This is a genomic window from Pseudoclavibacter sp. JAI123, assembly GCF_013409665.1.
In the GTDB taxonomy this organism is placed as follows: domain Bacteria; phylum Actinomycetota; class Actinomycetes; order Actinomycetales; family Microbacteriaceae; genus Pseudoclavibacter.
Genome location: NZ_JACCCM010000001.1, coordinates 2,278,915 through 2,302,872 on the forward strand (window position 1 = coordinate 2,278,915; position 23,958 = coordinate 2,302,872).

Below are 23,958 nucleotides of genomic sequence, written 5' to 3' on the forward strand. Positions count from 1 at the left end.
TCCTGCGCCTTCGGCCATGCCCCTCAGCGAGTCGGGCGGCCGAAGGCGCTTGCCGTGGTCCTGCCCGCCGTGGACGCACTGGCCGCCGTCGCGGGCGCGAACCACTCACTGCCACGGATCTCGCGCATGGCGGCCTTGCGGTGCTCAGCGGCAAGCGTGTCGATGTAGACGACGCCCTTGAGGTGGTCGGTCTCGTGCTGCAGCATCTGCGCCATGAGCCCGGCTCCCTCGAGCACCACGGGCTCGCCGTCCAGGTCGATGCCGGTCACACGCGCGTGCTCGTACCTCGGCGTCTTGTTCCAGAGGCCAGGAACCGACAGGCAGCCTTCGTCGATCTCCTCGAGCTCGCCCCACGTGCTCTCGAGAACCGGGTTGAGCACGTAGCCGGTCTCGCCATCGATGTTGTACGAGAACGCCGCGAGTCCCACGCCGATCTGCGGCGCGGCGACGCCTGCCCTTCCGTCGAGCGATGTCGTGTCCAGCAGGTCGGTGACGAGGCTGCGGATGCGGTCATCGACGACGGTGATCTGCTCTGCGGGCGTCCGGAGCACCGGGTCACCGTAGTAGCGGATGGGGCGAACGGTCACAGTTCCTCCTCGGCGCGCAGCAGCGCGTTCTCGACCACCTCGCTCGCTGCGGGGTGAGGCCAGTACTGGCCACGCGCGAGGCCCCTGATGGAATGCCCGAAGCTCGCCGCGAGGACGAGGGGCTGGAGCAGGACCGCCGCATCCGGACCCACGATGTGTGCCCCGAGGATGGTCGCGCTGCCCCGCGCGATGACGAGTTTACAGAAGCTCCGCTCGTCTTCGAGCGCCCACCCCCAGGCGGTCGAGCCATATTGGTGCGTCACCTCGAAGGCGTCGTAGCCCAGCTGCTCGGCGCGTTCGAGCGTCACTCCGAAGCTCGCGATCTGCGGCTCGGTGAAGACGACGTCCGGCACGGGGCCGAGCGTGTTCTTCATGAGACGGCGCCCGGGCTCGACCGCGATGTTGTGCGCGACGACTCTCGCCTCGTGGTTGGCGACGTGCTTGAGCTGGTGCTCCGAGTCGATGTCACCGAGCGCGAACACCCCGGAGACCGGGTGGCCGTCGCGCAGCACCCGCTGGTAGGCGTCCACCCGCAACCGGCCGTCATCGTGGTGGTCGAAGCCGACCTCGTAGGTGCCGAGCGTGTCCGTGTTGGGGATGCGTCCGATCGCCACCAGCACGGCGTCGACCTCGATCTGCTCCCCCGCGTCCGTCGTGAGCGTCGCGACTCGACCGTCTTCGGAGAAGCCGACGACCGAGGTGCCGGTCTCGACCCGCCACCGCTCACGGGCGGCCTCCGTGAACGTCGCGGCGACGTCCGCGTCGAGCGAGGAGAGCACGCGCCCACGCACGAGCTGCGTGACCTCGGAGCCGAAGGCGCTGAAGACATGGGCGAACTCCGATGCGATGGACCCGCCGCCGATGATCGCGAGGCGGCGCGGCACATCGTCGATGCGCATGATCGTGTCCGAGGTGTGCACGAGCGTGGAGTCGAGGGGCACCACATCGTGGTGGCGTGCCCGGCTGCCCGCGGCGATGACCAGCGTCTCGGCGCTCAGCCTCCGCCCGGAGGCGGTCAGCACCTCGCGGTCGCCGAGCATCTCGACGCGCTCGCGCACGAGCGTCACGCGCGGGTTCCCGTGCTCGCGGTAGCTCTCCCCGCCCTCGCTGATCTGGTCGATCCGCCCGAAGACACGGTCGCGCACCTCCGGCCAGGACGGACGCAGGCGGACGTCATGGACGCCCAGCCGCTGCGCATCCCGCGCGTTTCGAACCACGTCGGCGACGTGCACGAACATCTTCGTGGGAATGCACCCGACGTTGAGGCACGTGCCACCGAAGTGCGGTCCGTCGTCGACGATGGCCGTCCTCGGCCCGCCCTCGTCGCCGGGCGGGAGCGTGTTGCCGGAGCCTGCACCGATGATGAGCAGCTCGAAGTGCTCAGCGGCTGGGCGCTCAGTCATCTGCACGCTCAGCGCCAGGGCGGACGACGACGAGGAGGTCGCCGTTGCCGACCTCGAGCGGCGAGGAGATGGCGAGGCGCTCGACGACGCCCGCGACAGGTGCCGTGATGCCGGCCTCCATCTTCATAGCCTCGATGGTCGCGACGGTCTGCCCCTGCGCCACGCGTTCGCCGACCTCGACGCGGAGCGTCACGACGCCGGAGAACGGTGCGGCGACGTGCCCGGGGTTGCCGCTGTCCGCCTTCTCGCGTTCGATCGTGTCGACCTTGATGCTGCGATCGCGGACGAAGACCGGGCGCAGCTGTCCGTTGAGGGTCGCCATGACCGTGCGCATGCCGTCAGCGTCCGGCTCGCCGATGGCCTCGAGGCCCACGAAGAGCTGCACGCCCTTCCCGATGTGGATGACGTGCTCCTCTCCGGGTTCGAGCCCGTAGAGGTAGTCGAGGGTGTCGAGCACGGAGAGGTCGCCGAAGAGCCGGACGGTGTCCTCGTAGCTTGCCGTGGGCTGTGGGAACAGGAGGCGGTTCAGGGTCCGTCTGCGCTCGAGGCTGTCCCCCGCGAGCCCGGCTTCGTCGGTGTCGGAGAGCGGCGTGACTTCGATCTTGACGTCGCGCCCCTCGAGCACCTTGCTGCGGAACGGCTCCGGCCATCCGGCCGGCAGCTCGCCGAGCTCACCGGCCATGAAGCCGATGACCGAATCCGGGATGTCGTACTTTCCTGGGTTCTCGGCGAAATCGGCCGGGTCTGCGCCGACGGCCACGAGGTGCAGGGCCAAGTCGCCCACGACCTTCGAGGACGGCGTGACCTTCGGGATGCGGCCGAGGATCTTGTCGGCTGCGTCGTACATGTCCTCGATGCGCTCGAACTGGTCCGCGAGGCCGAGCGCGATGGCCTGCTGCCGGAGGTTCGACAGCTGACCTCCCGGGATCTCGTGCTTGTAGACGCGACCCGTCGGACCCGGGAGCCCGGATTCGAAGGGACGGTAGACGAGCCTGACCGCCTCCCAGTATGGCTCGAGGTCGGTGACGTTCGTGAGGCTGATGCCCGTGTCCCGCTCTGTGTGCTCGAGGGACGCGACAAGCGCCGAGAGGCTTGCCTGACTCGTTGTTCCCGACATGGGGGCGCTCGCGACGTCGACGGCGTCGACACCGGCCTCGCTGGCGGCGAGGAGTGTGGCGAGCTGTCCGCCCGCCGTGTCGTGCGTGTGCAGATGAACGGGCAGATCGAAGCGGTCGCGGAGCGCGGTGACCAGCTTCGAGGCTGCCTGCGGGCGGAGCAGCCCGGCCATGTCCTTGATGGCGATGATGTGCGCGCCCGCGTCGACGATCTGCTCCGCGAGGCGCAGGTAGTAGTCGAGCGTGTAGAACGGCTCGTTGGGGTCGGCGAGGTTGCCGGTGTAGCAGAGGGCGACCTCGGCGACCGCCGTTCCCGTCTCGAGAACCGCGTCGACGGCGGGTCGCATCTGGGAGACGTCGTTGAGGGCGTCGAAGATGCGGAAGATGTCGACCCCGGTCGCAGTCGCCTCGTGGACGAACGCCTTCGTCACGGCCTCCGGGTACGGCGTGTAGCCGACGGTGTTCCGGCCCCGCAGCAGCATCTGGAGTGGGATGTTGGGGACGGCTTCGCGGAGACTCGCGAGGCGCTCCCACGGCTCCTCGCCGAGGAAGCGGAGCGCGACGTCGTACGTCGCACCGCCCCAGGCCTCGATGGACAGCAGCTCGGGCGTGAGTCTCGCGAGGTAGGGCGCAGCCGTGACGAGGTCGCGGGTGCGGACGCGCGTCGCGAGCAGCGACTGGTGTGCGTCACGGAAGGTGGTGTCGGTGACCGCGAGGCGCTTCTCGGAACGCAGCTGGGCTGCGAACCCCGCGGGGCCGAGGTCCAAGAGCTCCTGGCGCCGCCCGGCGGGAAGCGGGACAGAGGTGTCGAGCGCGGGCAGCTTCGTCCGCGGCTCGACGGAGGTCGGGCGCACGCCGTGCGGTGCGTTGACCGTGACGTCGGCCAGCCAGTTCACGATCTTCGTGCCGCGGTCGCCCGGGCGACGGTATTCGAGCAGCCCCGGGCGCTTCTCGATGAAGTCGGTCGCGACGTCCCCGCGCTGGAAGTCGGGATCGTCGAGCACACCGAGGAGGAAGGGGATGTTCGTGGCGACGCCGCGGATGCGGAACTCGGACAGCGCGCGTCGAGCGCGCCGCACCGCGGCCGGGAAGTCGCGCCCGCGGGCCGTGAGCTTCATGAGCATCGAGTCGAAGTGCGGCAGGACCTCGGCTCCCGTGGCGATGGTGCCTCCGTCGATGCGGATGCCGGAGCCTCCCGCGGAGCGGTAGGTCGTGATGACCCCCGTGTCCGGGCGGAACCCCTGAGATGGGTCCTCGGTCGTGATCCTGCACTGCAGCGCGAAACCGTGCAGCTCCAGCTGGTGCTGCTCGAGCCCCATGTCGTCGAGGCGCTCGCCCGAGGCGACGCGCATCTGTGCCTGCACGAGGTCGACATCCGTCACCTCCTCGGTGACCGTGTGCTCGACCTGGATGCGCGGGTTCATCTCGATGAACACGTGCTGCCCGGCACGGGGGCCGGCCGTGTCGAGGAGGAACTCGACGGTGCCCGCGTTCACGTAGTCGATGGACTTGGCGAAGGCGACCGCGTCGGCGTAGAGCTGCTCCCGCACCTCCTGCGAGAGGTTGGGCGCAGGGGCGATCTCGACGACCTTCTGGTGGCGTCGCTGAACGCTGCAGTCGCGCTCGAAGAGGTGCACGACGTTGCCGTGCTCGTCGGCGAGGATCTGGACTTCGATGTGGCGTGGGCGGAGCACGGCCTGCTCGACGAACATCGTCGGGTCGCCGAAGGCGCTGTCCGCCTCCTTCATCGCAGACTCGAGCGCTTCACGCAGGTCCTCCGGGCGCTCGACGCGCCGCATACCCCGCCCGCCGCCGCCGGCGACCGCCTTGGCGAAGATCGGGAAGCCGATCTCCTCGGCGGCGGCGCACAGGGCGTCGAGGTCGGTGGAGGGCTGGCTCGAGGCGAGCACCGGCACCCCCGCGGCGATCGCCTGGTTCTTGGCCGTGACCTTGTTGCCCGCCGATTCAAGGACCCGAGGGGGCGGCCCGATGAAGGCGATTCCCGCGTCCTGGGCGGCCCGCGCGAGTTCTGGGTTCTCACTCAGGAAGCCGTAGCCGGGGTAGATCGCGTCGGCACCGGATTCCTTCGCGACGCGCAGGATCTCCGCGACGTCGAGGTAGGCCCGGACTGGCTGTCCCACGGTGCCGATCTGGTATGCCTCGTCAGCTTTCAGGCGGTGAAGCGAGTTGCGGTCCTCGTAGGGGTACACCGCGACCGTCCGTGCTCCGAGCTCCACAGCGGCACGGAATGCGCGAATGGCGATCTCGCCTCGATTGGCAACCAGGATCTTCTTGAACACCGGTGTTCCACCTTCCGACAACAACGACAGGGGCTTGCAGCAACGTGACGCCAGCCTAGTGAATGTAGCCTGGGCTGGTGTTCGTCCTCAGCATCAGTTCTCTCAAGGGCGGCGTCGGCAAGACCACGGTGACCCTGGGCCTCGCTTCCGCCGCCTGGGCCCGCGGGCTCAGAACCCTCGTCGTCGACCTGGATCCCCAGTCGGATGTCTCGACTGGGCTCGACGCGCGCGCGCAGGATGGCGCCACGATCGCCGACGTCCTCCGCTCTCCCAAGCCGAGCACCGTGCGTGCCGCGATCGCCCGCTCGTCATGGGGCGAAGGTGGCCACGGCGTCATCGACCTCATGGTCGGAAGCCCGGCAGCGCTGAGCTTCGACACCCCGAACCCGTCGATCCGCGAGATCTGGCGCCTCGAGGAGGCTCTGGCCATCGTCGAAGCCGACTACGACCTGGTGCTCATCGACTGCCCGCCGTCACTCAACGCCCTCACCAGGACAGCCTGGGCGGCCTCTGACCGTGTTGCCGTCGTGACGGAGCCGGGACTCTTCTCGGTGGCGGCGGCAGACCGCGCGCTCCGCGCGGTGGATGAGATCAGGCGCGAGCTCTCGCCGCGGCTGCAGCCGCTCGGCATCATCGTCAACCGGGCGAAGCATCAGTCGATCGAGCACCAGTTCAGGCTCGGCGAGCTGCGCGACATGTTCGGACCGCTTGTCCTCTCCCCCGCGTTGCCTGAGCGGACGTCGCTCCAGCAGGCCACGGGCGCGGCCAAGCCCGTGCACCTGTGGCCCGGGAGCTCCGCCGAGGAGATGGCCGCGAGCTTCGACACGCTCCTCGAGCGCATCATGCGTGCGGGACGCCTCGGCCCGTATGCCAACGCCGCAGGTACCGACGACGAAGCCCCGGTGACGCGTGGGCGTCAGCGGGGCCGGTCGAACAGCTAGCGAGCGGGGTCGGCGGCTAGCTCGCGCGACTCGCGCGACGAGCTGCGAGCTCGTCGACTGGGTCGATGGTCTGCTGCTCGAAGTCCACGAGCGTCGATTCGACCTCTCGGAGCACCTGGCCGACGAAGATGCCGAAGACGCCCTGACCGCGGTGCACGAGGTCGATGACCTGGTCGTTCGAGGTGCAGAGGTACACGCTCGCGCCGTCCGACATGAGGGTCGTCTGCGCGAGGTCGACGACGCCGGTCTCGTGCAGCTGGTCGACCGCGGTGCGGATCTGCTGGAGCGAGATGCCGGTCTCGAGCAGCCGCTTCACGAGCTTGAGGACGAGGATGTCCCGGAACGAGTAGAGACGCTGGGAGCCAGACCCCTTCGCACCGCGCACGGTCGGCTCGACGAGTCCCGTTCGAGCCCAATAGTCGAGCTGGCGGTAGGTGATGCCGGCGGCTCTCGCGGCAACGGCGCCGCGGTAGCCGGAACCCGGATCGAGGTCCGGAATGCCGTCGGTAAAGACCAACTCGCCGCCGGTTGGCGCGTCGCCCTGTCCCTGCTCGCTCATGCCTGCACCTTTCACACGTTTTCGACTGGCTCAGCTCCCAGGAGAACTGGGGCGGAAGCAGTGGGTCTTACCACAGGGGAACTTGAGGTAAGTCCCGAGCCGTCTGAGTTGATTCTATTGGAGCGCGTGCGACTCGGCTACTTCCGAACGACAACGATGTGATCCCGACCCGACTCGCCCTGTATCTCGGGCTTCGGGATGCGCGCAGCGGCGTGTCGCGGAGAGGGCTTGCGCCGTTCGAATCCACCTGACGTTCAAGTGGAGGGTGAAGCTACCTGCGACCGCGGACGGCCTGACGGATGAGCGACCGTCGGACGGACTCGAGGTGCTCAGCGAGCTCGTGCGCCCGCTCGTGCGCCTCGCCGCCCGAACGAGCCCGTCGAGTGCTGGTCGACAGGGCCTGCTCGATGAGACCGAACTCGTGGTGCGCGGCGGCGCGGAACGGTCGGAGGTGTCGCGGCTCGATGCCCACCTTCTCCAGTTCGACGAGTGTGCTCAGCATCGTGAGCTCGTCCTCCTGGTATCGGCTGGCCGCCGGAATCAACCCAGCGCTCACGGCCTGCTCGAGGAGTGCAGGCTTCGCGCCGGAGCGCTCGAGGAGCTGCGCGCGGTCGAGCACGGTGCCCGCGGCGAGCATCGTCTGCCGCTGCGGTGCCCTGGACCCCGGGAGTTCGGGCTCGAGCCCGCGGTCGAGCGCGTCGAAGTACTCAGCGATGACCTTGAGCGGCAGGTAGAGGTCCCGCTGCATGGTGAGCACTTCCCGCAGCCGAGCGACGTCGCCGGCGGAGAACTTGCGGTAGCCCTTGGGCGTGCGCTCGGGATGCACGAGCCCCTTGTCCTCGAGGAACCGCAGCTTCGACGGGCTCAGCTCGGGGAACTCGACGTTCAGCCGCTGGAGGACCTGTCCGATGCTGAGCATGCGGCCCTGTCCACTGGAAGAAGCCGCCGCGATAGCGGCCACCGTCAGTTCCCGGCAGACGCGGACGTCAGGCTCGTGTCGAGCGGCGAGCTGTAGAACGTGAGGCGGAACTTGCCGACCTGCACCTCTCCGCCGTTCGTGAGCACTGCAGAGTTGATGCGCTCGCCGTTGTAGTAGGTGCCGTTGAGCGAGCCGAGGTCGCGCATGTGGAATTCGCGGCCGTGCCTGGTGAACTCGGCGTGACGACGAGAGACGGTGACGTCGTCGAGGAAGATCTCGGCGTTCGGGTGGCGACCGGCGACCTGGAGGTCGGTGTCGAGCAGGAACCTGGCCCCGACGTTGGACCCCCTGCGCACGATCAGGAGCGCGGAGCCGGAGGGGAGAGCGCTGATCGACTCCATCTCCTCCTTCGAGACACCGCCGGCGATGAGCGCGGCGAGTTGCGCGCTGAAATCGCCAGTGAACGACATCGTCGACGATTGCGTCTGTTCATCGACGACGCCGTCGCCGTCAGGGGTTCGCGCCTCAGCGTCAGACCCAGCCATATTTGCCTCCTCGAGTCGGTGCTCAAGCGTAGCGGAATCGGGGGTGCCCGAATTCCGGTCGGTGAACTGCACAAGCACCGCCAGCCATTGTGCGTCAGACGACTGAGTGTTGTCGAAACGAGCGACCGAATCGTTGCCGGTTTTCACCCTCGGCGTACACTCCGTGGGTGGCAAACCTGTCTTCCTCTGACGAAAACGCGTTCGACGACCGCTACGGCGGTGATCCCGTCGCACAGATGCGGGCGCGCAAATCCGCCCCGCTGACGCGCAAGGTCCCCATGGCCAGCGGCATGTGGCTCGAGGACGCGGCCACCGGCTTCTACGGGCGCCTCGCCTCCGCCAACAAGCAGACCGTGACGCTGCTGGACTTCGACGGGCAGCGGAAGGCGTTCCCGGCGGATTCGATCTTCCTCCTCGAGGACGAGCCGGTCCTCCTCGGCCCTCCGGTCGCGAAGCAGCCGTCCGGGCGCGCGAGGAGCGCATCCGGGTCGTTCCACGTCGCCGACGCGAAAGCGCGCACCGCGAGGGCTGGTCGCATCTTCGTCGAGGGAAAGCACGACGCGGAGCTCGTCGAGAAGGTCTGGGGCCACGACCTCCGCATCGACGGCGTCGTCGTCGAGTTCCTGCAGGGAGCCGACCACCTCGCCGAGGTGCTCACCGTCTTCGGCCCGAGCCAGACGCGGCGCGTCGGCGTGCTGCTCGACCACCTCGTCAAGGGCTCCAAGGAGCAGCGCATCGCGGACGACATCACGAAGCGCTTCGGCGCCTCTCACGTCCGCGTCGTCGGGCACCCGTACGTCGACGTGTGGCAGTCGGTCAAGCCCGAGCGCCTCGGGCTCAAGGCCTGGCCGGTCATCCCCCGTGGGCAGGACTGGAAGAAGGGCATCTGCCGGGCGCTCGGCTGGCCAGCCGAGGAGCAGGCGGACACCGCGAGGGCGTGGCAGCGCATCCTCGAGCAGGTCCGCGACTACCGCGACCTGGAGCCGTCCCTGCTGGGCCGCGTCGAGGAGCTCATCGACTTCGTCACGGAGCCCGGCGGCGCAGGTACCTGACGGCGTAGACCGCGCCAGCGGCGACGTGCAGGACCGTGCCGATGGCGAGCATCCACCACGTGATGCCCCGCAGGGGCTCAGCGGGCACCTGAGCGGCGTAGGAGAGCAGGTGGAGCGGCATCGCGACCATGATGAACGCCGACCTGGCCTTGCCGAGCAGGTTGACTCTCCCCTCGCGGACGCGGTCGAGTCGGGTGAGCCCGATCACGAGCAGAGCCACGTCGCACACGAAGATCGTGATGAGGACGAACCACGGGAGATAACCCAGGAGGGCGAGCCCGAGGCCGATGGCGATGATGCCGAGTCGATCCGCGACCGGGTCGAGGATCTCCCCCACCCGTGAGACCTGGCCGAGCCGGCGAGCGAGGAACCCGTCGATCCAGTCGGTCGCGCCGAAGGCTGCGAGGCTCAGGGTCGCCGCGAGTGCTCTGCCATCGGCGGCGAGCCAGATGGTGAGCGGCACGAAGACGAGCAGCCGCGCCACCGAGATGGCATTCGGCAGCGTCGCCCACCGCATCGGGGCTTCCTGCTCTCTGCTCGCCATGCGCCCATTGTCTCAGCGGGCGCAGCCCAGCGACTGGGTGGCCCAGCGTGTCGCCGGGATGGTCGCGTCGTTCGCCGCCGGCGCACCGAGATCCGCGGACGGCCCCGGACTCGCTACGATCAGCGGATGGACCCCGACGAGCATGGCTCCCCCCAAGCCGGCCCCGCGTCCGTGCGCGTCGACGTGTGGCTCTGGGCCGTGCGCATCTTCAAGACGCGCAGCGCCGCCACAGCCGCCTGCAAGGCCGGGCACGTGAAGATCGACGGCGACCGGGCGAAGCCCGCCCAGCGCATCCACGTCGGCGACGAGGTTCGCGTGCGCACCGATCGTGATCGGATCCTCGTCGCGCAGCAGCTGCTCAAGAAGCGCGTGGGCGCACCGATCGCGGCGAAGGCGCTCATCGACAACTCACCGCCACCTCCCCCGCGCGAGTTCGCCGCGCCCATCGCGTTCCGCGACCGAGGTGCTGGCAGGCCGACGAAGCGCGAGCGGCGCGAGATCGATCGCATCCGCGGGCGCGACATCGAACCGGAGCCCTGGGACGCGGAGGACTGAGCCGGCGGCCGACGCGTGTCGGCCGCCCGCGGATGGTCCGAACCAGGCTCCGGCGGGACGAAGCTCCCGTCGGGAACGTCGAGTCCTACGCCGTGATCGCGTTGCGCTCCCCCGCTCGCACCGGCACCGTCAGGCGGTTGTCTGCGGCGGGCGTGGGGCAGACGAACTGGTCGCTGAAGGCGCACGGCGGGAGGTACGCGCGATTGAAGTCGATCGTGGTCGTCCCGTCGGCCTCCGGCGCCGGGACGGTGAGGAACCGGAACCGGTAGCTCTCGTCGCCGCTGGTCGCATCCGCGAAGACGACCTGCAGTCCAGCCTCTGCGTGGTCGGCGTCGATCGAGAACCGGGCTCCGCCGAGCGTGAAGTCGAGCTTCCCGCCGAGGTCCTTCCTGGACACGTAGCCGTCGGCCTGGAGCACATCGACCTGCTCGGTCGACGGTCGGAAGGTGGCGGAGACGACGTAGCCGTCACCGGGCGCGTAGCTGTCGATGCCGAGCAGCGCCGCGCGTCCGGGCGCGGCCGGGTCCAGTACGCGAAGTGCGCGCTGGTCGTCGCGAGCGAAGGCCCGAAGGATGCGCTCGCCGTCGCGGAGCTCCTCGCCCGCGGTGAGCGTGACCCGATCTCCGACTGCCTGACCGGATGCATCCGTGTATCCGCTCGAGGCGAGGCCAGTGCCGACGACAGCCCCGTCCTCGATCGTCCAGGCGCCCGCTACGGTGTCGAGCTCGAGCTCGACGCCGTCGGCGAGCCAGTTCGTGGCGACGAGTGCCGCCGGCCCATACGGGGCTCGGACCGCGCGTTCACGACTGTCGTGCCAGGCCGCCCAGCGCTTGCCGAACTGGTCTCCGGTGGTGGTGCTCTGCTGCGTGCTCATGCTGCTCCCGATCCTGGTTCTCTCTGCTGATGTCGCCGACAAGTCTCAAGGTACTCAGCGCGACGGCGTCGTTCTCGCGAAATGACACGGCATTCGTCCTCGGGCGCGAGAAGGCCCCCACGAACGGATTCGAGGTGTACGGCCCGACGGCGAACCGTCGCGGATGCGCCGTGCCGTCGCCCCGCACGATACGCGAGTCAGCGCGCCGCACCTCGATGACGCCGGTGGCGAGGCTGCCCTCCGGCGTGGCCGCGATCCGCTCGCGCCCCTCGCCGGATGCTATGAGCTGGCGCAGGGCGTCGTTGTCGGTGTGCGCGACGTCGGAGTCCGGGAGCCAGGCGTCGATGAGCGCGCGGGCCGAGACCCCCTGCTCGAGCGTGCTCCCCTTCGCGTGGAACACCCCGGTCTCCTCGTCTTCCCAGACCCGGAGGTCGCCTCCGAGGAAGTGCACGACACCGGCCTCGCTGAGCGCGAGGAGCTCGTCGAGGCGGTGCCCCGGTGGGCCGGAGGCGACATAGCTGAAGAAGCCCTTCCACCAGACGCGCACGTCGCCTGCGAGGGAAGCTGGTGACCAGTTGGGCGCGTCCTGGAACTCGACGAAGGTCATGAACGAGAAGAGCAGCGCCAGGAAGAGCCCCTGGCTCTCGCTGTGCTCCTGCCGGTTCCTGCGCCGCAGGTCCTCGCGAATGTACTCGTGCAGCGAGGCCGAGACCGACCCGACGTCCGTGGCGACGGCACCGCGGAGGGGGTGGTCGAAGGTCTCGATGTCGAGTTCGTCGCTGGGGTCGACGAGCGCCGCGACGACCGCGTCGTGGAGCTCCGGAGACTGCGCGCCGAAACGGTCGAGGTCAGCCCGGAACTCGACCCAGGAGATGCGGACGCGCTCCGGGTGGCCCGTGAACAGCTCCCGGTAGTAGCCGTGGAGCATCTCCTTCGCGAGCAGCGGCCAGAAGTGCGTGCGGAAGTCGAGGATCTCGTGCCCCGCGACGACCTCCCGTGCGATGTCCGGCGTGAAGTACCGCGTCTCGAAGGGCTCTCCCTGCAGCACGCTGGTGACCTTCGAGTGGTAGGGGACACCGCGCCTGGAGCCGACGAGGATGCGCGGCTCGCGCCCTGAGGGAAGGTACGTCAGACGTCCCTCGTCCACGCTCGGCACGAACGTTCCGCCCCGGCCCTCGGTGAGCAGCACGAGCAGGTCCACGGCGGCGAGTCCGAGTCCGCGGACGATGACGGGCTCCCCCGCTCGAACGGCGCTGAAGTCGGCGTCCGCCGTGAACGAGGGCGGCACGTACGCGAGCTCGTGGCGCGCCGCGAAGTCGCTGAGCTCGGCGGTCCTCGTCCCTTCATGCACTCGCGTTCCCGAGTGGCCCAGGGCGTAGACGACCACGTCGACCGTGAGCCCGTCACCCGTATCGAGCTCGACCCGCTGGGAGCCGTTCTCGAGCGTCGTGACGCCCGTCACCTGCGCGGTGTGCACCAGCACGGTCAGCCCTTCCGGCGCGGCGTCTGCGGCCTGCTCGAAGAACCAGCCGAGATACCGGCTCTGGAGCCGCCTGGTGGGGAAGCTCGCGGGACCCAGTGCCCGGATCTCCGCGGCGAGCTGCGGGTCTTCCGCGTCGAGCTCGTACCCGGGCAGGGCGCCGCGCGTCGCGAGCTGCGCCCACTCGACCAGCGATGGGCCCTCTCGGATTGGCCCCTCGATGGTGCTCGTCTCGTCGGTGAACATCGTGACGTCGGCCGCGAGCGAGTTGAGCTTGAGGAGCCCGGACTGCGCGTCGCGCCAGATGCGCCCGGCGCCCGGCGGGTGCGGGTCGATGAGGTGCACGACCAGCTGACCGGTGGCGTCGGCGTCGTAGTTGGCGACGATGCGCTCGAGCAGTCCGGCGCCGCGCGGGCCCGCGCCGAGCACGGCGATGCAGCGCGCCCCCTTGCTGCTGTCGCTGTCGATGAGCCTGGCGGCGGAGGTCATGCGATGGGCTCCAGGACGCGCTCGGCGGGCCGCCCGCCCGGGATCGCGTCGACGAGCGCCCGCGTGTAGTCGTTGGTGCTGCGCTCGAAGACCTCGTCGACCGTGCCCTCCTCGAGCAGCTCTCCCCCGCGGAGCACGCCGACCCTGTCCGCGATCTGCCTCACGACGCCGAGGTCGTGGGTGATGAAGAGGTAGCTCAGCGAGTGCTCTGCCTGGAGGTCGACGAGCAGTTGCAGGATCTGCGCCTGCACGGAGACGTCGAGCGCCGACACCGCCTCGTCGAGCACGATGAGCTCCGGTTTGAGCGCGAGCGCCCTGGCGATGGCGACGCGCTGGCGCTGCCCACCGGAGAGCTGCGCGGACCGCCGCTCGGCGAAGCTCGCGGGCAGCGCGACATCGTCGAGCAGCTCGAGCACGCGTGCCCGCCGTGAGGCCTTGTCGCCGACACCGAAGGCGCGCAGCGGCTGCTCGATGGACTCGGCAACGGTGAACCGCGGGTCGAGGGAGGAGTACGGATCCTGGTGCACCAGTCCCGTCCTACGACGGAATGCCCTGAGCGCGCCGCCTCGTGCTCCGGCGACCTCGACGCCGTCGAGGCGGATGCTGCCCTGGTCTGGCCGTTCGAGCAGCAGCGCGAGTCGCGCCGTCGTGCTCTTGCCTGAGCCCGATTCTCCGACGAGCGCGTAGCTCTCGCCGCGCGCGATCGAGAACGCGACGTCCTTCGTCGCATCCACGCGCGCCCCGCCGGGCAGCCGGAAGGTCTTGCTGAGGCCGGAGACCTCGAGCACTGGCCTGCTCCGGTCGATCGCGAGGGCGCCCTGCGCCGGCGCGAGCCGGGTCGAGGTCCTCGTCGGCGCGGCCGCGACGAGTCGCTTCGTATACGGATGCTGTGGGTCCTCGAGCACCTGCTCGGCAGGTCCCGCTTCGACGATCACGCCGTGCTGCATGACCAGGATGCGGTCCGCACGGTCGGCGGCGACGCCGAGGTCGTGGGTGATGAAGAGCACCGACGTGGAGGCGACGGCGGCGCGTTCCGCGATGAGGTCGAGGATCTGTCGCTGCACGGTCACGTCGAGGGCGCTGGTCGGCTCGTCCGCGATGATGAGGCCCGGTGAGGCGGCGAGCGCCGCCGCGATGAGGACACGCTGCCGCATGCCGCCGGAGAACTGGTGCGGGTACTGGGCTGCTCGCTTCGCAGCGTCCGGGATGCCCGCATCCGCCAGCAGCTCGACGGCTCGCGCGCGCGCATCCTTCTTCGTCGCGAGGCCGTGGATGAGCAGCACTTCGGCGACCTGCGAGCCGACCGTCTGCAGCGGGTTGAGTGACGCGGAGGGGTCCTGCGGGATGAGGCCGATGCGTGCGCCGCGCACGGCGCGCCACTCGAGCGGGGTGAGGGCGGTGAGGTCGAGCCCGTCGTAGCGGAGCGCGTCCGCGCGGACGTCGGTGCTCGACGGGAGGAGGTCGACGATGGACTTCGCGACGCTCGTCTTGCCGGAGCCGGACTCGCCGACGATCGCGACCTGCTCGCCCGGGTAGACGTCGAAGGAGACACCGGCGACGGCGAGCGTCGTGGCCCCCTTGTAGGCGAGCCGGAGGCCGCGCACGGAGAGCAGGGGCCCGGCGGGAGCTTCGCCGGGGACGGGTGACTGCGTTGACGTCATGAGCGGTCTCCTCGGTCTTGGAGCCAGCGGGAGAGGCGGGCGGTGGAGAGCACGACGGCGACGATCACGAGGCCGGGCAGCGTCGTGAGCCACCAGGCGGCCTGCAGGTAGTCGCGTCCCTCGGAGATGAGCGCGCCCCACTCGGGCTGGGGCGGCGGGGCGCCGAAGCCGAGGAAGCTGAGCGCGGAGATGGCGAGCACCGCTGCGCCGAACTCGATGGCGGCGAGGGCGAGCACCGGGGTGATCGCGGCGGGCAGCACCTGGCGGAAGATGATGCTGGGCCAGCGGGCGCCTGACAGCTTCGCCGCTTCGATGTACCCGGCCGTCGCGACCGAGAGCACCTGCGAGCGCATGATGCGCGCGAAGGCCGCGGTCGAGGCGAGGCCGACCGCGATGGCGATGTTGAGCGTCCCGAAGCCGAGCCCCGTGATGATGGTGAGCGAGAGCAGCAGCGCCGGGATCGCGAGGATGACGTCCATGAACCGCATGATCGCCTCGTCGACGAACCCGCGAAGGTAGCCCGCGAGGAGGCCGAGGAGCGCGCCGGTGCCGAGGGCGATGACCACGGCGAGGCCGGAGGCCAAGAGGGTGGTCTGCGATCCGTAGATGAAGCGAGCGAGGGTGTCCCGGCCGAGGTTGTCCGTACCGAAGGGGTGCGTGGCGCTCGGCGACTGCAGGCGGTCGAGGAGGGTTCCGTTGACGGCGTCGTACGGCGTGAAGACGGACGGGATGATCGCCCAGGCGATGACCGTGGCGAGCACGACGAGCGCGAGGATGAGGGACGGGAGGCGCAGGAGGCCGCTGAAGCGTGCGAACGACGACGGCTTGACCGGCTCCGGCACCGGCTGCGGCGTCCGCTCGGCGGTCCCGTGCCCTCGCCCTTCCGGGTTGTCGCGGAAATCCGGGTTGTCGAGGCCGCTGGGTGCGACGTAGCGTTCCGTGCGGCTGAGCGGGGTGACGCCCGGCACGGTCTCGAGAAGAGCCTCGCTCATGCTGGGACCCCCTTCTTGCTTGCGTCGGCTGGTTCGCTCGGGGCGAGCCCGGGTGTCAGCGTCGGCGTCGTGCGGCGCCTCGATGAGGGTCGCTGCTGTCTGGTGGAATGCGTCAGGCGCGGGTCGATGAGCGGGTAGAGCGCGTCGACGATGAGGTTGGTCACGACGAACACGACCGCGGCGAAGACGACGGCGATCATGACGAGCGGGATATCGCGGTTCGCGACGGCGGTCACGATCATGCGGCCGACGCCGTCGCGGGAGAAGACGGTCTCGGTGACGACGGTGCCGGCGAGGAGCTGGCCCACGAGCACACCGCCGATCGTGAGGGTCGGAAGGGCTGCGTTGCGAAGAGCGTGGCGGACGAGGATGCGCGTGTCGCCCGCGCCCTTCGCCTTGGCCTGCTCGATGAACGGACGCGCGAGCGTCTCGTGGAGGCTGCGCGTCAGCACCTGCGCGAGGTAGGCCCCCGTCGGGATGGACAGCGTGAGCGCGGGCAGGATGAGCCCCACGAATCCGGTGCTCCCGAAGGCGGGCACCCAGCCGAGCTGGAAGGAGAAGACCTGCAGGAGGAGCAGGCCCAGCCAGAACGTCGGGACGGCGATGGCGAGCGACGGCAGCGATTGGAGGATGCCGCGCAGCCAGGTTGATCGGACGAGGTTGCTGACGATCGCGAGGCCGACGCCGCCGACGACGGAGAGGACAAGCGCCGCCCCGGCGAGCGTCGCCGTGGACGGGAGGGCACGGGCAAGCACCTCGGTCGCGGGAATGCCGTTCTGCACGGAGCTTCCGAAGTCGAGGACGAGCGCGCCGCCGAGGGCCGCGAGGTACTGCTCGTGGAACGGGGCGTCGAGCCCGAGCTCCGCTCGCAGCGCCTCGACGGCCGCAGGATCGGCCGCGCCCTCACCTCCGCCGGCCGCGGCCACTGCGGCCGCGTCACCGGGAAGCAGGTAGAGCAGGAGGAACGACAGCGTGAAGGCCGCCCAGAGGACCAAGATCCCCAGGGCGAGCCTGGCGGCGAAGTAGCGGACCATGAACTACTCCGCGGCCTTCCAGGCTGCCGAGAAGTCGAGCCGGCTGGAGGCTTCGAACTGCGTGCCCTGGACTCCGGGTGCCTGGACGAGGTTCGTCGAGAGCTGGATGACGGGAACCGCGTAGCCCTCCTCGAGCAGCTGCGTGACGGCGGCGTCGACCGAGGTCTGGCGCGCATCCGCGTCGATGACGGCTGCCTGCGAGTTGAGGACCTCGTCGATCGGGCCCACCTCGCGGTAGTTGTACTTGTTGCCGCCCTCGGCTGAGAAGAAGATGCGGAGCGCGTCTGGGTCGGCTCGCGTGATGTTGGCCCAGGTGAACGGCTGCGTGCCGTCGTTGATGGCGGTGACGTCGGCAATGGGCGCCTCGCGGAGCTGCAGGTCGATGCCGACGGCCGCCAGCTGCACCTGCACCTGCTCGAGCACGTTCGTCGTCGGCTGCCAGTAGGCGAGCTCGAAGCTCAGCTTCTGCCCGTCCTTCTCGCGCACGCCGTCCGCTCCTTCGGTCCAGCCCGCCTCGTCGAGCAGCTTGGCGGCTTCCTCGGTGTTGAACTCGAGGATGTCGCTCTTGTCGCTGTAGTACGGGGTCGACGTTGCGAGCACGCTGGTCGCCGGGCTGTCCTCCGGCGTCAGGAGCGCGAGGAGCTCCTCGCGGTTGATGCTCTTCTGCACGGCGAGACGCACCTTCTCGTCCGACAGGATCGGATGAGATGCGTTCGGGATGAGGTTGTACACGACACCGGGGTTCGCGCGGTTCTCGACGCTTGCTCCTGCGCTCTTGAGCGGGTCGAGGTCGACGAAGGAGACGTCGGTCGACACGTCGAGCTGGCCGGACTGGAGCGAGCCGGTGAGCGTCGATGCCTCGGGGATGACGGAGTACGTGATGGTGTCGAGGTACGGGCGCCCGGTGTTGCCCGTCGTGGATGCTCCCCAGGCGTAATCCTCACGCGCTGAGAGCACCGTCTCGGCGTTCGGCGTGTAGGACTCGACGGAGAAGGGGCCGGAGCCGACGAGGTCGCCGGCGCACCGATCCTCCTGGCTGAGCTTGCTGCTCTCCGTGGAGACGAGCCCGAGCGTGAAGGTCGAGGTCGCCTGCAGGAACTGCGCGGAGGGCTCGGCGAACGTGTAGGTGACGGTCTGCGGGTCAACGACTGTTACCGATTCGAGGCCGGCCAGGTAGAGATTGCCCAGCGGCGACTTCGCGCCGAGCGCCTGGATCCCCTCCGCGTTCGCCTTGACGGCCTCCGCGTCGATGGGGGTTCCGTCGGCGAAGGTCGGGCCTTCGGCGAGGGTGAAGGTGAACTCCTTGGCGTCGTCGGAGATCTCCCACGACTCGGCGAGCCACGGAAGCACCTCACCGGTCTCGACGTCCTGCGTCGTGAGCGACGCGACGGTCTGGCGGGCGATGTTGACGTTGTTGTTGTTGCCGACCTGCGCCGGGTCGATGCATCCGATGTCGCTGAGGATGCCGACGCGGAGGTTGCCGCCCTGCACGGGGTCCGCATCCGCCGCCGGAGTCGCCCCAGACTGCCCGGCGCACGACGCCAGGGCCATCATGCCGACTGCAGCGAGGGCGGCAGCGGAGAGGGATCTGGTCGAGCGGGTCATCTGGACTCCTTCGTGGTGGGGATGTCCAGAGACTAGGAAGACGGCCGCCCGCGGAAGCGGGCGGCCGAAATCTCGAGTACCAGGGGGACACGCGGGGTCACATTCCGCGCGGCGGCCTTCAGGCGAGGAAGGCCGCGAGGTCCTGGAGTTCCCGCGGCGAGATGCCGTGCGCGAGCCCCGGGTAGACCTTCTCAGTCGGGGTGGCGTGGTCCGCGAGCCAGCCCGTGGTGCGCTCGAACGTCTCGTCGCTGATGATCTGGTCCCGGTCTCCGCGGCCGAAGAACACCGGCGGGCGGAGGCGCGCGAGCTCAGCGTCACCGGGTTGCTCGCCCTGGAGGGAGAAGCCGGAGAGCACGGCGCCGCGCGCGAAGCGCTGCGGGTCGCGTCGAAGGAGCTGCGTCACCATGAGCCCGCCCTGGGAGAACCCGATGGGGATGATGCTCGCGGTGGGCGCGGTGTGCTCGTCGAGCCAGGCCGTCACCGCGTCGGTCGCGGCCGCGGCCTGCCCCGGGTCCGGCAGTCCAGGACGATCGATGGGGACCCACGCGTAGGAGCCGACCTCGGCGGGCGTCTGCTGGCGGAGGACGAGCGGCGCGCGAAGCGAGGCCCAGGCGAAACGGTCGCCGAGCGACGGGAGCAGGCTGGTGAGGTCGTCCTCGTGCGAGCCGTAGCCGTGCATGAGCAGCAGGATCGGACGGTCGGCCGCATCGTCCTGGAGGCTTCCCCCGGCGGAGGTGAGGGCCGTCGTGATGGCGAGGTGGCTCACGCGGCGACCGCCTGGTCGCGTGTTCGGAGCACCACTTCGGAGCGCCACGGGTCCAGCACGGTGATGGAGGCGCCGTCGTCGGCGAACTGCAGGCCTGCGCCGCGCAGCCGCTCGGCGACCGCGTCGAGCTCATCCCGCGCTGGCACCTCGATGGTGAGCTGGCCGAGTCCGAGGGTTGCCGCGCGGGGGCCGGCCCCTGCGCTGTTCCACACGTTGAGAGCGACGTGGTGGTGGTAGCCGCCCGCGCTCACGAAGAGGGCACCCGGATAGGTTGTGGTCGTCTCGAAGCCGAGGGTGTCGACGTAGAACCCCTTGGCGGTGTCGACGTCGCCGACCTGCAGGTGCACGTGGCCCACGTCGGCAGCCGCCGTGTGCGGCGCATCCGCGGTCGCCTCGACGAGGTTGGCGCGCAGGTAGGCGTTCGGGTCCAGGAACTCGGTCGACATGGCGATGCGGCCGGAGGCGTCGAGCCACGTGTCGCGGGGCCGGTCGGTGTAGAGCTCGATGCCGTTGCCCTCTGGATCGGTGAAGTAGAACGCCTCGCTCACGTGGTGGTCGGAGGAGCCGACGAACTGCGAGCGCTGGTGCTGCGCGGCTCGGTAGACGGTCGCGGCGAGGTCGCTCGGCGTCTCGAAGAGGAGCGCGGTGTGGAAGAGTCCCGCGGCACGGCGCGAAGGAATGGGGAGGCCTGGGGTGTGGCGCAGGCGCACGAGCGGCACCCGTCCACGGCCGAGCGTGATCTCGCCGTCGGCCTCGGCCATGGGCTCGAGCGCGAGGGCCGTTCGGTAGTACTCGGATTGCGCGGCGAGGTCGCCGACGTGGAGGGAGACGAGGCCCATGCCGGTGCCTGCGTCGAGCTTGTCGCCGTCTGTTGTCGTCATGCCTGGAACCGTAGCACTCAAAAACTTGCATCTACAAGTAAAAGTCGGGAGAATGGGGCCATGAGCGAACCGAGATGGCTGACCGCAGACGAGCAGCACTCGTGGCTGCACTTCATCGGGGTCGTCGAGCTCCTCCCAGGGGCACTCGACACTCAGCTCGGCAACGACGCCAGCGTCACGCACTACGAGTATCTCGTGATGGCCGTCCTCTCAGAGTCGCCCGGGCGCAGCCTGCGGATGACCGACCTCGCCACACGCACCAACGCGACGCTCCCCCGCCTGTCCAGGGTCGTCCTCGGCCTTGAGCAGCGAGGCTACGTGGAGCGCACGAGCCACCCAGACGATCGACGGGCGAAGATCGCCAAGCTCAGCGACGAGGGGATGTCGTTCCTCGAGGAGACCGCGCCAGGGCACGTCGCCAAGGTGCGCGAGCTCATCGTCGACGCGCTCACCCCGGAGGAGTTCAGCACGCTCGGCCGTCTCTCCCAGAAGCTGCTCGGCCGGATCGACCCAGAGGACCGTTTCGGCGTGCACCGGGTCCCGGCCGAGCCGTCGGCCGCCGACACGGAGCCGCTCGCGCGCCTCGGGATCGGCGCACCGGCAGCGCGCGCGCTTGCCGAGGCGGGTCAGACGATGCTCGGAGATGTCGCTGGCGCGAGCCGCGAGCACCTCCTGTCGCTGCACGGCGTGGGACCGAGGGCCGTCGGTCTCCTGGAGACCGCGCTCGACGCGCGAGGCCTCGCGCCGCTGCGGCGCTGACATCCGGCCGCCCGCGGGATGCTCATCGCCGCACCCTGACCTTCAGGCCCCGACGGCCCCTCCAGCGCCGAGCAGCTGGCCGCTCGGGGCCTCTGCCGATGGCGGCTCGGATGGCAGGCCGAGGGTTTCCCGCAGGGTCGCACCCGGCGTGTACTCCTCGCGATAGACGCCGCGCTCCTGCAGCTCGGGAATGACCTCGTCCACGAACCGGTCGAGCCCGTTCGGGATGAGCGAGGGGACGATCACGAAGCCGTCGGCGGCACCACCCTGCACGTAGCGGGAGATCTCTTCGGCGATGTGCGCGCCGGTTCCGACGAACGTGTGGCGCGTGTTGAGCTTCAGCATGAGCTCTCGGACACTGAGCGACTCGCGCTCCGCGATCTCCCGGAACTTCGAGATCTGGGCGCGCTGCTTGGAGAGGTCGTTGGCCTGGCCTGCACGGATGAGCTCGTCACCCGGCTCGAGGTCGGGAAGCGGGCCGTCCGGGTCGACGCCTGACAGGTCCCTCCCCCAGACCTGCTCGAGCATCGCGATCGCCGTCTGCGGGCTGATCTGGGCGAGCGCTTCCGCGCGGGACCGCTCGCGTGCATCCGCCTCGGAGTCACCCACGACGAACGTGGCGGCGGGCATGATGAGGAGCGAGTCCTTCGACCGCCCGACGGCGGGGAGGCGAGACTTGACGTCGTCGAAGAAGCGCTTGCCGTCCTCGAAGGCCGCGTGCAGCGAGAAGATGATCTCGGCGTTCGCGGAGGCGAAGTCGCGCCCGGCCGGTGAGTCGCCGGCCTGCACGATGACCGGGTACCGCTGCGGGCTTCGCGGCACGTTCGAGATGGTCTCGATGTCGAAGTGCTTGCCGACGTGGTTGACGCGGTGCACGCCGTCCTGGCGCAGGTACTCCCCTCGGCCGGGGTTCGCGGCGATCGCGTCGGACTCCCAGGAGTCCCAGAGTCGCTTCGAGAGCCGCACGAACTCCTCGGCCCGCTCGTAGCGTTCCGCGTACTCGAGGAAGCCTCCGCGGCGGAAGTTCTGGCCGTGGAAGGCGTCGCTTGAGGTCACGACGTTCCAGCCCGCCCTCCCACCGGAGAGGTGGTCGAGCGTCGCGAGCTGCCGTGCGAGGTCCGCCGGCTCGTTGAAGGTGGAGGAGAGCGTGCCGACGAGGCCGATGTGCGTGGTGAGGCTCGCGAGGGCGGCGAGGATCACGAGCGTGTTGGGGCGACCGACGACGTCGAGCTCGTGGATGCGCCCCTTGTGCTCGCGGAGCCGCAGCCCTTCCGCGAGGAAGAGGTAGTCGAATCGGCCGCGCTCCGCTGTCTCCGCGAAGGCGCGGAAGGAGGCGAGGTCGATCTGGCTCCCGGCGTCCGGGTCGGTCCAGATGGTCGTGTTGTTGACGCCGGGGAAATGCGCGGCGAGGTGGACCTGCTTGAGCGCTGGGCTGGTCATGCGCGGTGTGCCTTTCGTGCGGATGCCGGCTGTGCGGAGCTCCTGGCATCTCGAGTCGATGCAGAGCCAGCTGTTCCGGGCCGCTCCGCGTGGGAGGCCGCGAACCGGTTTGCCGGGCGCGGGACGAGGCCGAACGTCTTGCGCAAGCTCGGCGACTTCTCGCGCGGATTGGGAGGTGCGACGATGCCCCTCGCCTCGAGCATCGGCCGAACGCGGTCGACGAACTCGGCGACGTCGCCGTGGGTGAGCGGGCGGACGCGGACGCCGTCGAGGCCGGCATCCGCGTACTTGGCGATGAGCTCTGCCGTGATGACGTTCGAGCGCACGACGACCCTCGTGTCGCTGCGATACCCGGAGTCCGCGCGGACGCGCTCGTCGAGGGCGCGGAAGTGCTCTTCGGTGGAGCCGTCCTCGTCGCCGAGGAAGATCTCCAGGTCGGCGACGATGCGCAGCGGCTCCCCTGTGCGGCCCACACGCAGCTCGGCGTCCCGGATGGCCGCCACCAGCTCGGCGACCGTCGAGCGACCCGGCGTGATGAACACGACGTCTGCCTGCCGAGCCGCGAAGTCGAACGACTCCTGGGCCTGCGCGAGCGCGAAGACGGGAGGCTGGCCCTGCGGCGAGCGGGGCACGATCGACGGCCCCTTGACGCTGAAGTGCTCCCCCTCGAAGTCGGCGTAGTGCAGGCGGTCGGCGTCGATGAAGCGGCCGGTGCTCGCGTCGCGGATGACGGCGTCGTCTTCCCAGCTGTCCCAGAGCCGGCGGATGGCCTCGATGGAGTCGGTGCCCTCGGCGAAGATCGCGTCGAGACCGAGTGAGCTCTTGCGGCCGAAGCTCGCGGCCTCGGCCGCGCTCGCGCTCAGTTTCGCGCGCAGGCCGGCACGGCCGAGGGAGACGAAGTCGAGGGTCTGGATGCTCGTGGCCGCGTGGAAGGGCTCCGCGTGCGTCAGACCGATGGTCGGGACCAGCCCGATGCGCATCGTGAGCGGCGCGAGCGACGCTGCCAGGAGGGTCGCGTCGAGCGACACCTCGGCGAGGTCGCGGGGGGCCTCCCAGTCCGGTGCGCTCCCCTCGATCTGGTAGGCGTCCTCGAAGGTGACGTAGTCGATGCCGGCTCGCTCGGCGTGCTGCACGAGGTCGCGCCAGTAGCCGAGCTCGGTGAGCCTGGTGCCGTCGCCGCGCGGCAGGACCGTCCAGGCGGCGGGGTGCCAGCCCGCTCCCTGGAGGGCGAGTCCGACCGTGAATCGTCCGGGTCCTTGGCGTCTCGACATGGTGCCTCTCTCACGGGATCGGGGTCCCACGCACGCCGGGGCAGCAGCGCTGACGGTGCGGGGAGTTGCCCGATCGTAGGTCCGCGCGCGGAGCATGGGCGTCGGGTCGCGTCACCGACCGAAATGGAGTGCAACATTCCGACGCGCGTACCGGAGCGGCCCATCTCCCCCAGCCGATTAGTCTGC

21 protein-coding genes are annotated in these 23,958 nt (G+C 69.8%); 4 read left to right on the forward strand and 17 right to left on the reverse strand.

The annotated features are described in order from the left end of the window. Positions 1-23: 23 nt before the first annotated feature. From def to HDC34_RS10690, 3 genes are read right to left on the reverse strand one after another with little or no spacing between them, the layout of a single operon-like run. Entirely contained in the window at positions 24-587 is a 564-nt protein-coding gene (def, locus tag HDC34_RS10680; protein ID WP_179556819.1) for a peptide deformylase, read from the reverse strand. Next, on the reverse strand, positions 584-1,990 hold the full coding sequence (locus tag HDC34_RS10685; RefSeq protein ID WP_179556820.1) for a mycothione reductase: 1,407 nt from the start codon (positions 1,988-1,990) through the stop codon (positions 584-586). Before HDC34_RS10685 ends, def begins: the two co-directional genes overlap by 4 nt. Next, positions 1,983-5,405 (reverse strand): pyruvate carboxylase, encoded by a 3,423-nt coding sequence (locus tag HDC34_RS10690; protein ID WP_179556821.1) that lies wholly within the window; start codon positions 5,403-5,405, stop codon positions 1,983-1,985. The genes HDC34_RS10685 and HDC34_RS10690 overlap by 8 nt, the downstream gene beginning before the upstream one ends. A gap of 77 nt (positions 5,406-5,482) precedes the next feature. Between HDC34_RS10690 and HDC34_RS10695 the strand changes: the two genes are divergently transcribed. After that, positions 5,483-6,346 (forward strand): ParA family protein, encoded by an 864-nt coding sequence (locus HDC34_RS10695; RefSeq protein WP_179556822.1) that lies wholly within the window; start codon positions 5,483-5,485, stop codon positions 6,344-6,346. Positions 6,347-6,362: 16 nt separating this feature from the next. On the opposite strand, the gene HDC34_RS10700 is transcribed toward HDC34_RS10695, so the two are convergent. The 3 genes from HDC34_RS10700 to HDC34_RS10710 form a co-directional block, all read right to left on the reverse strand. Next, positions 6,363-6,905, reverse strand: a complete 543-nt coding sequence (locus HDC34_RS10700; RefSeq protein ID WP_104252811.1) for a MerR family transcriptional regulator — start codon at positions 6,903-6,905, stop codon at positions 6,363-6,365. A gap of 271 nt (positions 6,906-7,176) precedes the next feature. Further along, on the reverse strand, positions 7,177-7,824 hold the full coding sequence (locus HDC34_RS10705) for a MerR family transcriptional regulator (RefSeq protein ID WP_104311825.1): 648 nt from the start codon (positions 7,822-7,824) through the stop codon (positions 7,177-7,179). Positions 7,825-7,868: 44 nt separating this feature from the next. Beyond that, a complete protein-coding gene (locus tag HDC34_RS10710; RefSeq protein ID WP_104252809.1) occupies positions 7,869-8,369 on the reverse strand; it encodes an FHA domain-containing protein in 501 nt (166 codons plus the stop codon). A 236-nt stretch (positions 8,370-8,605) separates the two neighbouring features. On the opposite strand from HDC34_RS10710, the gene HDC34_RS10715 reads away from it, so the two are divergent. Next, a complete protein-coding gene (locus HDC34_RS10715) occupies positions 8,606-9,421 on the forward strand; it encodes a DUF3097 family protein (protein ID WP_104252968.1) in 816 nt (271 codons plus the stop codon). On the opposite strand, the gene HDC34_RS10720 is transcribed toward HDC34_RS10715, so the two are convergent. Further along, a complete protein-coding gene (locus HDC34_RS10720) occupies positions 9,393-9,965 on the reverse strand; it encodes a CDP-alcohol phosphatidyltransferase family protein (RefSeq protein ID WP_179556823.1) in 573 nt (190 codons plus the stop codon). The two genes, HDC34_RS10715 and HDC34_RS10720, sit on opposite strands and share 29 nt — an antisense overlap. Before the next feature lie 126 nt (positions 9,966-10,091). On the opposite strand from HDC34_RS10720, the gene HDC34_RS10725 reads away from it, so the two are divergent. After that, on the forward strand, positions 10,092-10,520 hold the full coding sequence (locus tag HDC34_RS10725; protein ID WP_104311823.1) for an RNA-binding S4 domain-containing protein: 429 nt from the start codon (positions 10,092-10,094) through the stop codon (positions 10,518-10,520). A gap of 85 nt (positions 10,521-10,605) precedes the next feature. Here HDC34_RS10725 and HDC34_RS10730 read toward each other — a convergent pair whose 3' ends face one another. From HDC34_RS10730 to HDC34_RS10765, 8 genes are all read right to left on the reverse strand, one after another. Then, positions 10,606-11,394 carry a DUF1684 domain-containing protein gene (locus HDC34_RS10730; protein ID WP_179556824.1) on the reverse strand — a complete coding sequence of 263 codons (789 nt, stop codon included), beginning with the start codon at positions 11,392-11,394 and terminating at the stop codon, positions 10,606-10,608. Continuing rightward, the gene (locus HDC34_RS10735) at positions 11,321-13,363 is read right to left on the reverse strand and encodes an FAD/NAD(P)-binding domain-containing protein (RefSeq protein WP_218854954.1); all 2,043 of its coding nucleotides are present in this window, start codon (positions 13,361-13,363) and stop codon (positions 11,321-11,323) included. The genes HDC34_RS10730 and HDC34_RS10735 overlap by 74 nt, the downstream gene beginning before the upstream one ends. Continuing rightward, on the reverse strand, positions 13,360-15,024 hold the full coding sequence (locus HDC34_RS10740; RefSeq protein WP_179556825.1) for an ABC transporter ATP-binding protein: 1,665 nt from the start codon (positions 15,022-15,024) through the stop codon (positions 13,360-13,362). The genes HDC34_RS10735 and HDC34_RS10740 overlap by 4 nt, the downstream gene beginning before the upstream one ends. Next, positions 15,021-16,016 (reverse strand): ABC transporter permease, encoded by a 996-nt coding sequence (locus tag HDC34_RS10745; protein ID WP_179556826.1) that lies wholly within the window; start codon positions 16,014-16,016, stop codon positions 15,021-15,023. The genes HDC34_RS10740 and HDC34_RS10745 overlap by 4 nt, the downstream gene beginning before the upstream one ends. Continuing rightward, entirely contained in the window at positions 16,013-17,050 is a 1,038-nt protein-coding gene (locus HDC34_RS10750) for an ABC transporter permease (protein ID WP_179556827.1), read from the reverse strand. The genes HDC34_RS10745 and HDC34_RS10750 overlap by 4 nt, the downstream gene beginning before the upstream one ends. Positions 17,051-17,053: 3 nt before the next feature. Further along, complete coding sequence (locus HDC34_RS10755; protein WP_104311818.1) at positions 17,054-18,655, reverse strand: ABC transporter substrate-binding protein; 1,602 nt, start codon at positions 18,653-18,655, stop codon at positions 17,054-17,056. 118 nt (positions 18,656-18,773) lie between these two features. Further along, a complete protein-coding gene (locus HDC34_RS10760) occupies positions 18,774-19,421 on the reverse strand; it encodes an alpha/beta hydrolase (RefSeq protein WP_179556828.1) in 648 nt (215 codons plus the stop codon). Continuing rightward, positions 19,418-20,302 carry a VOC family protein gene (locus HDC34_RS10765; protein WP_104311816.1) on the reverse strand — a complete coding sequence of 295 codons (885 nt, stop codon included), beginning with the start codon at positions 20,300-20,302 and terminating at the stop codon, positions 19,418-19,420. The genes HDC34_RS10760 and HDC34_RS10765 overlap by 4 nt, the downstream gene beginning before the upstream one ends. Before the next feature lie 60 nt (positions 20,303-20,362). Between HDC34_RS10765 and HDC34_RS10770 the strand changes: the two genes are divergently transcribed. Then, a complete protein-coding gene (locus HDC34_RS10770) occupies positions 20,363-21,061 on the forward strand; it encodes a MarR family winged helix-turn-helix transcriptional regulator (protein WP_179556829.1) in 699 nt (232 codons plus the stop codon). 42 nt (positions 21,062-21,103) lie between these two features. On the opposite strand, the gene HDC34_RS10775 is transcribed toward HDC34_RS10770, so the two are convergent. Both HDC34_RS10775 and HDC34_RS10780 read right to left on the reverse strand, forming a co-directional pair. After that, positions 21,104-22,501 (reverse strand): NtaA/DmoA family FMN-dependent monooxygenase, encoded by a 1,398-nt coding sequence (locus HDC34_RS10775; protein ID WP_179556830.1) that lies wholly within the window; start codon positions 22,499-22,501, stop codon positions 21,104-21,106. Beyond that, on the reverse strand, positions 22,498-23,772 hold the full coding sequence (locus tag HDC34_RS10780; RefSeq protein WP_179556831.1) for an LLM class flavin-dependent oxidoreductase: 1,275 nt from the start codon (positions 23,770-23,772) through the stop codon (positions 22,498-22,500). Before HDC34_RS10780 ends, HDC34_RS10775 begins: the two co-directional genes overlap by 4 nt. Between the last annotated feature and the right edge of the window lie 186 nt (positions 23,773-23,958).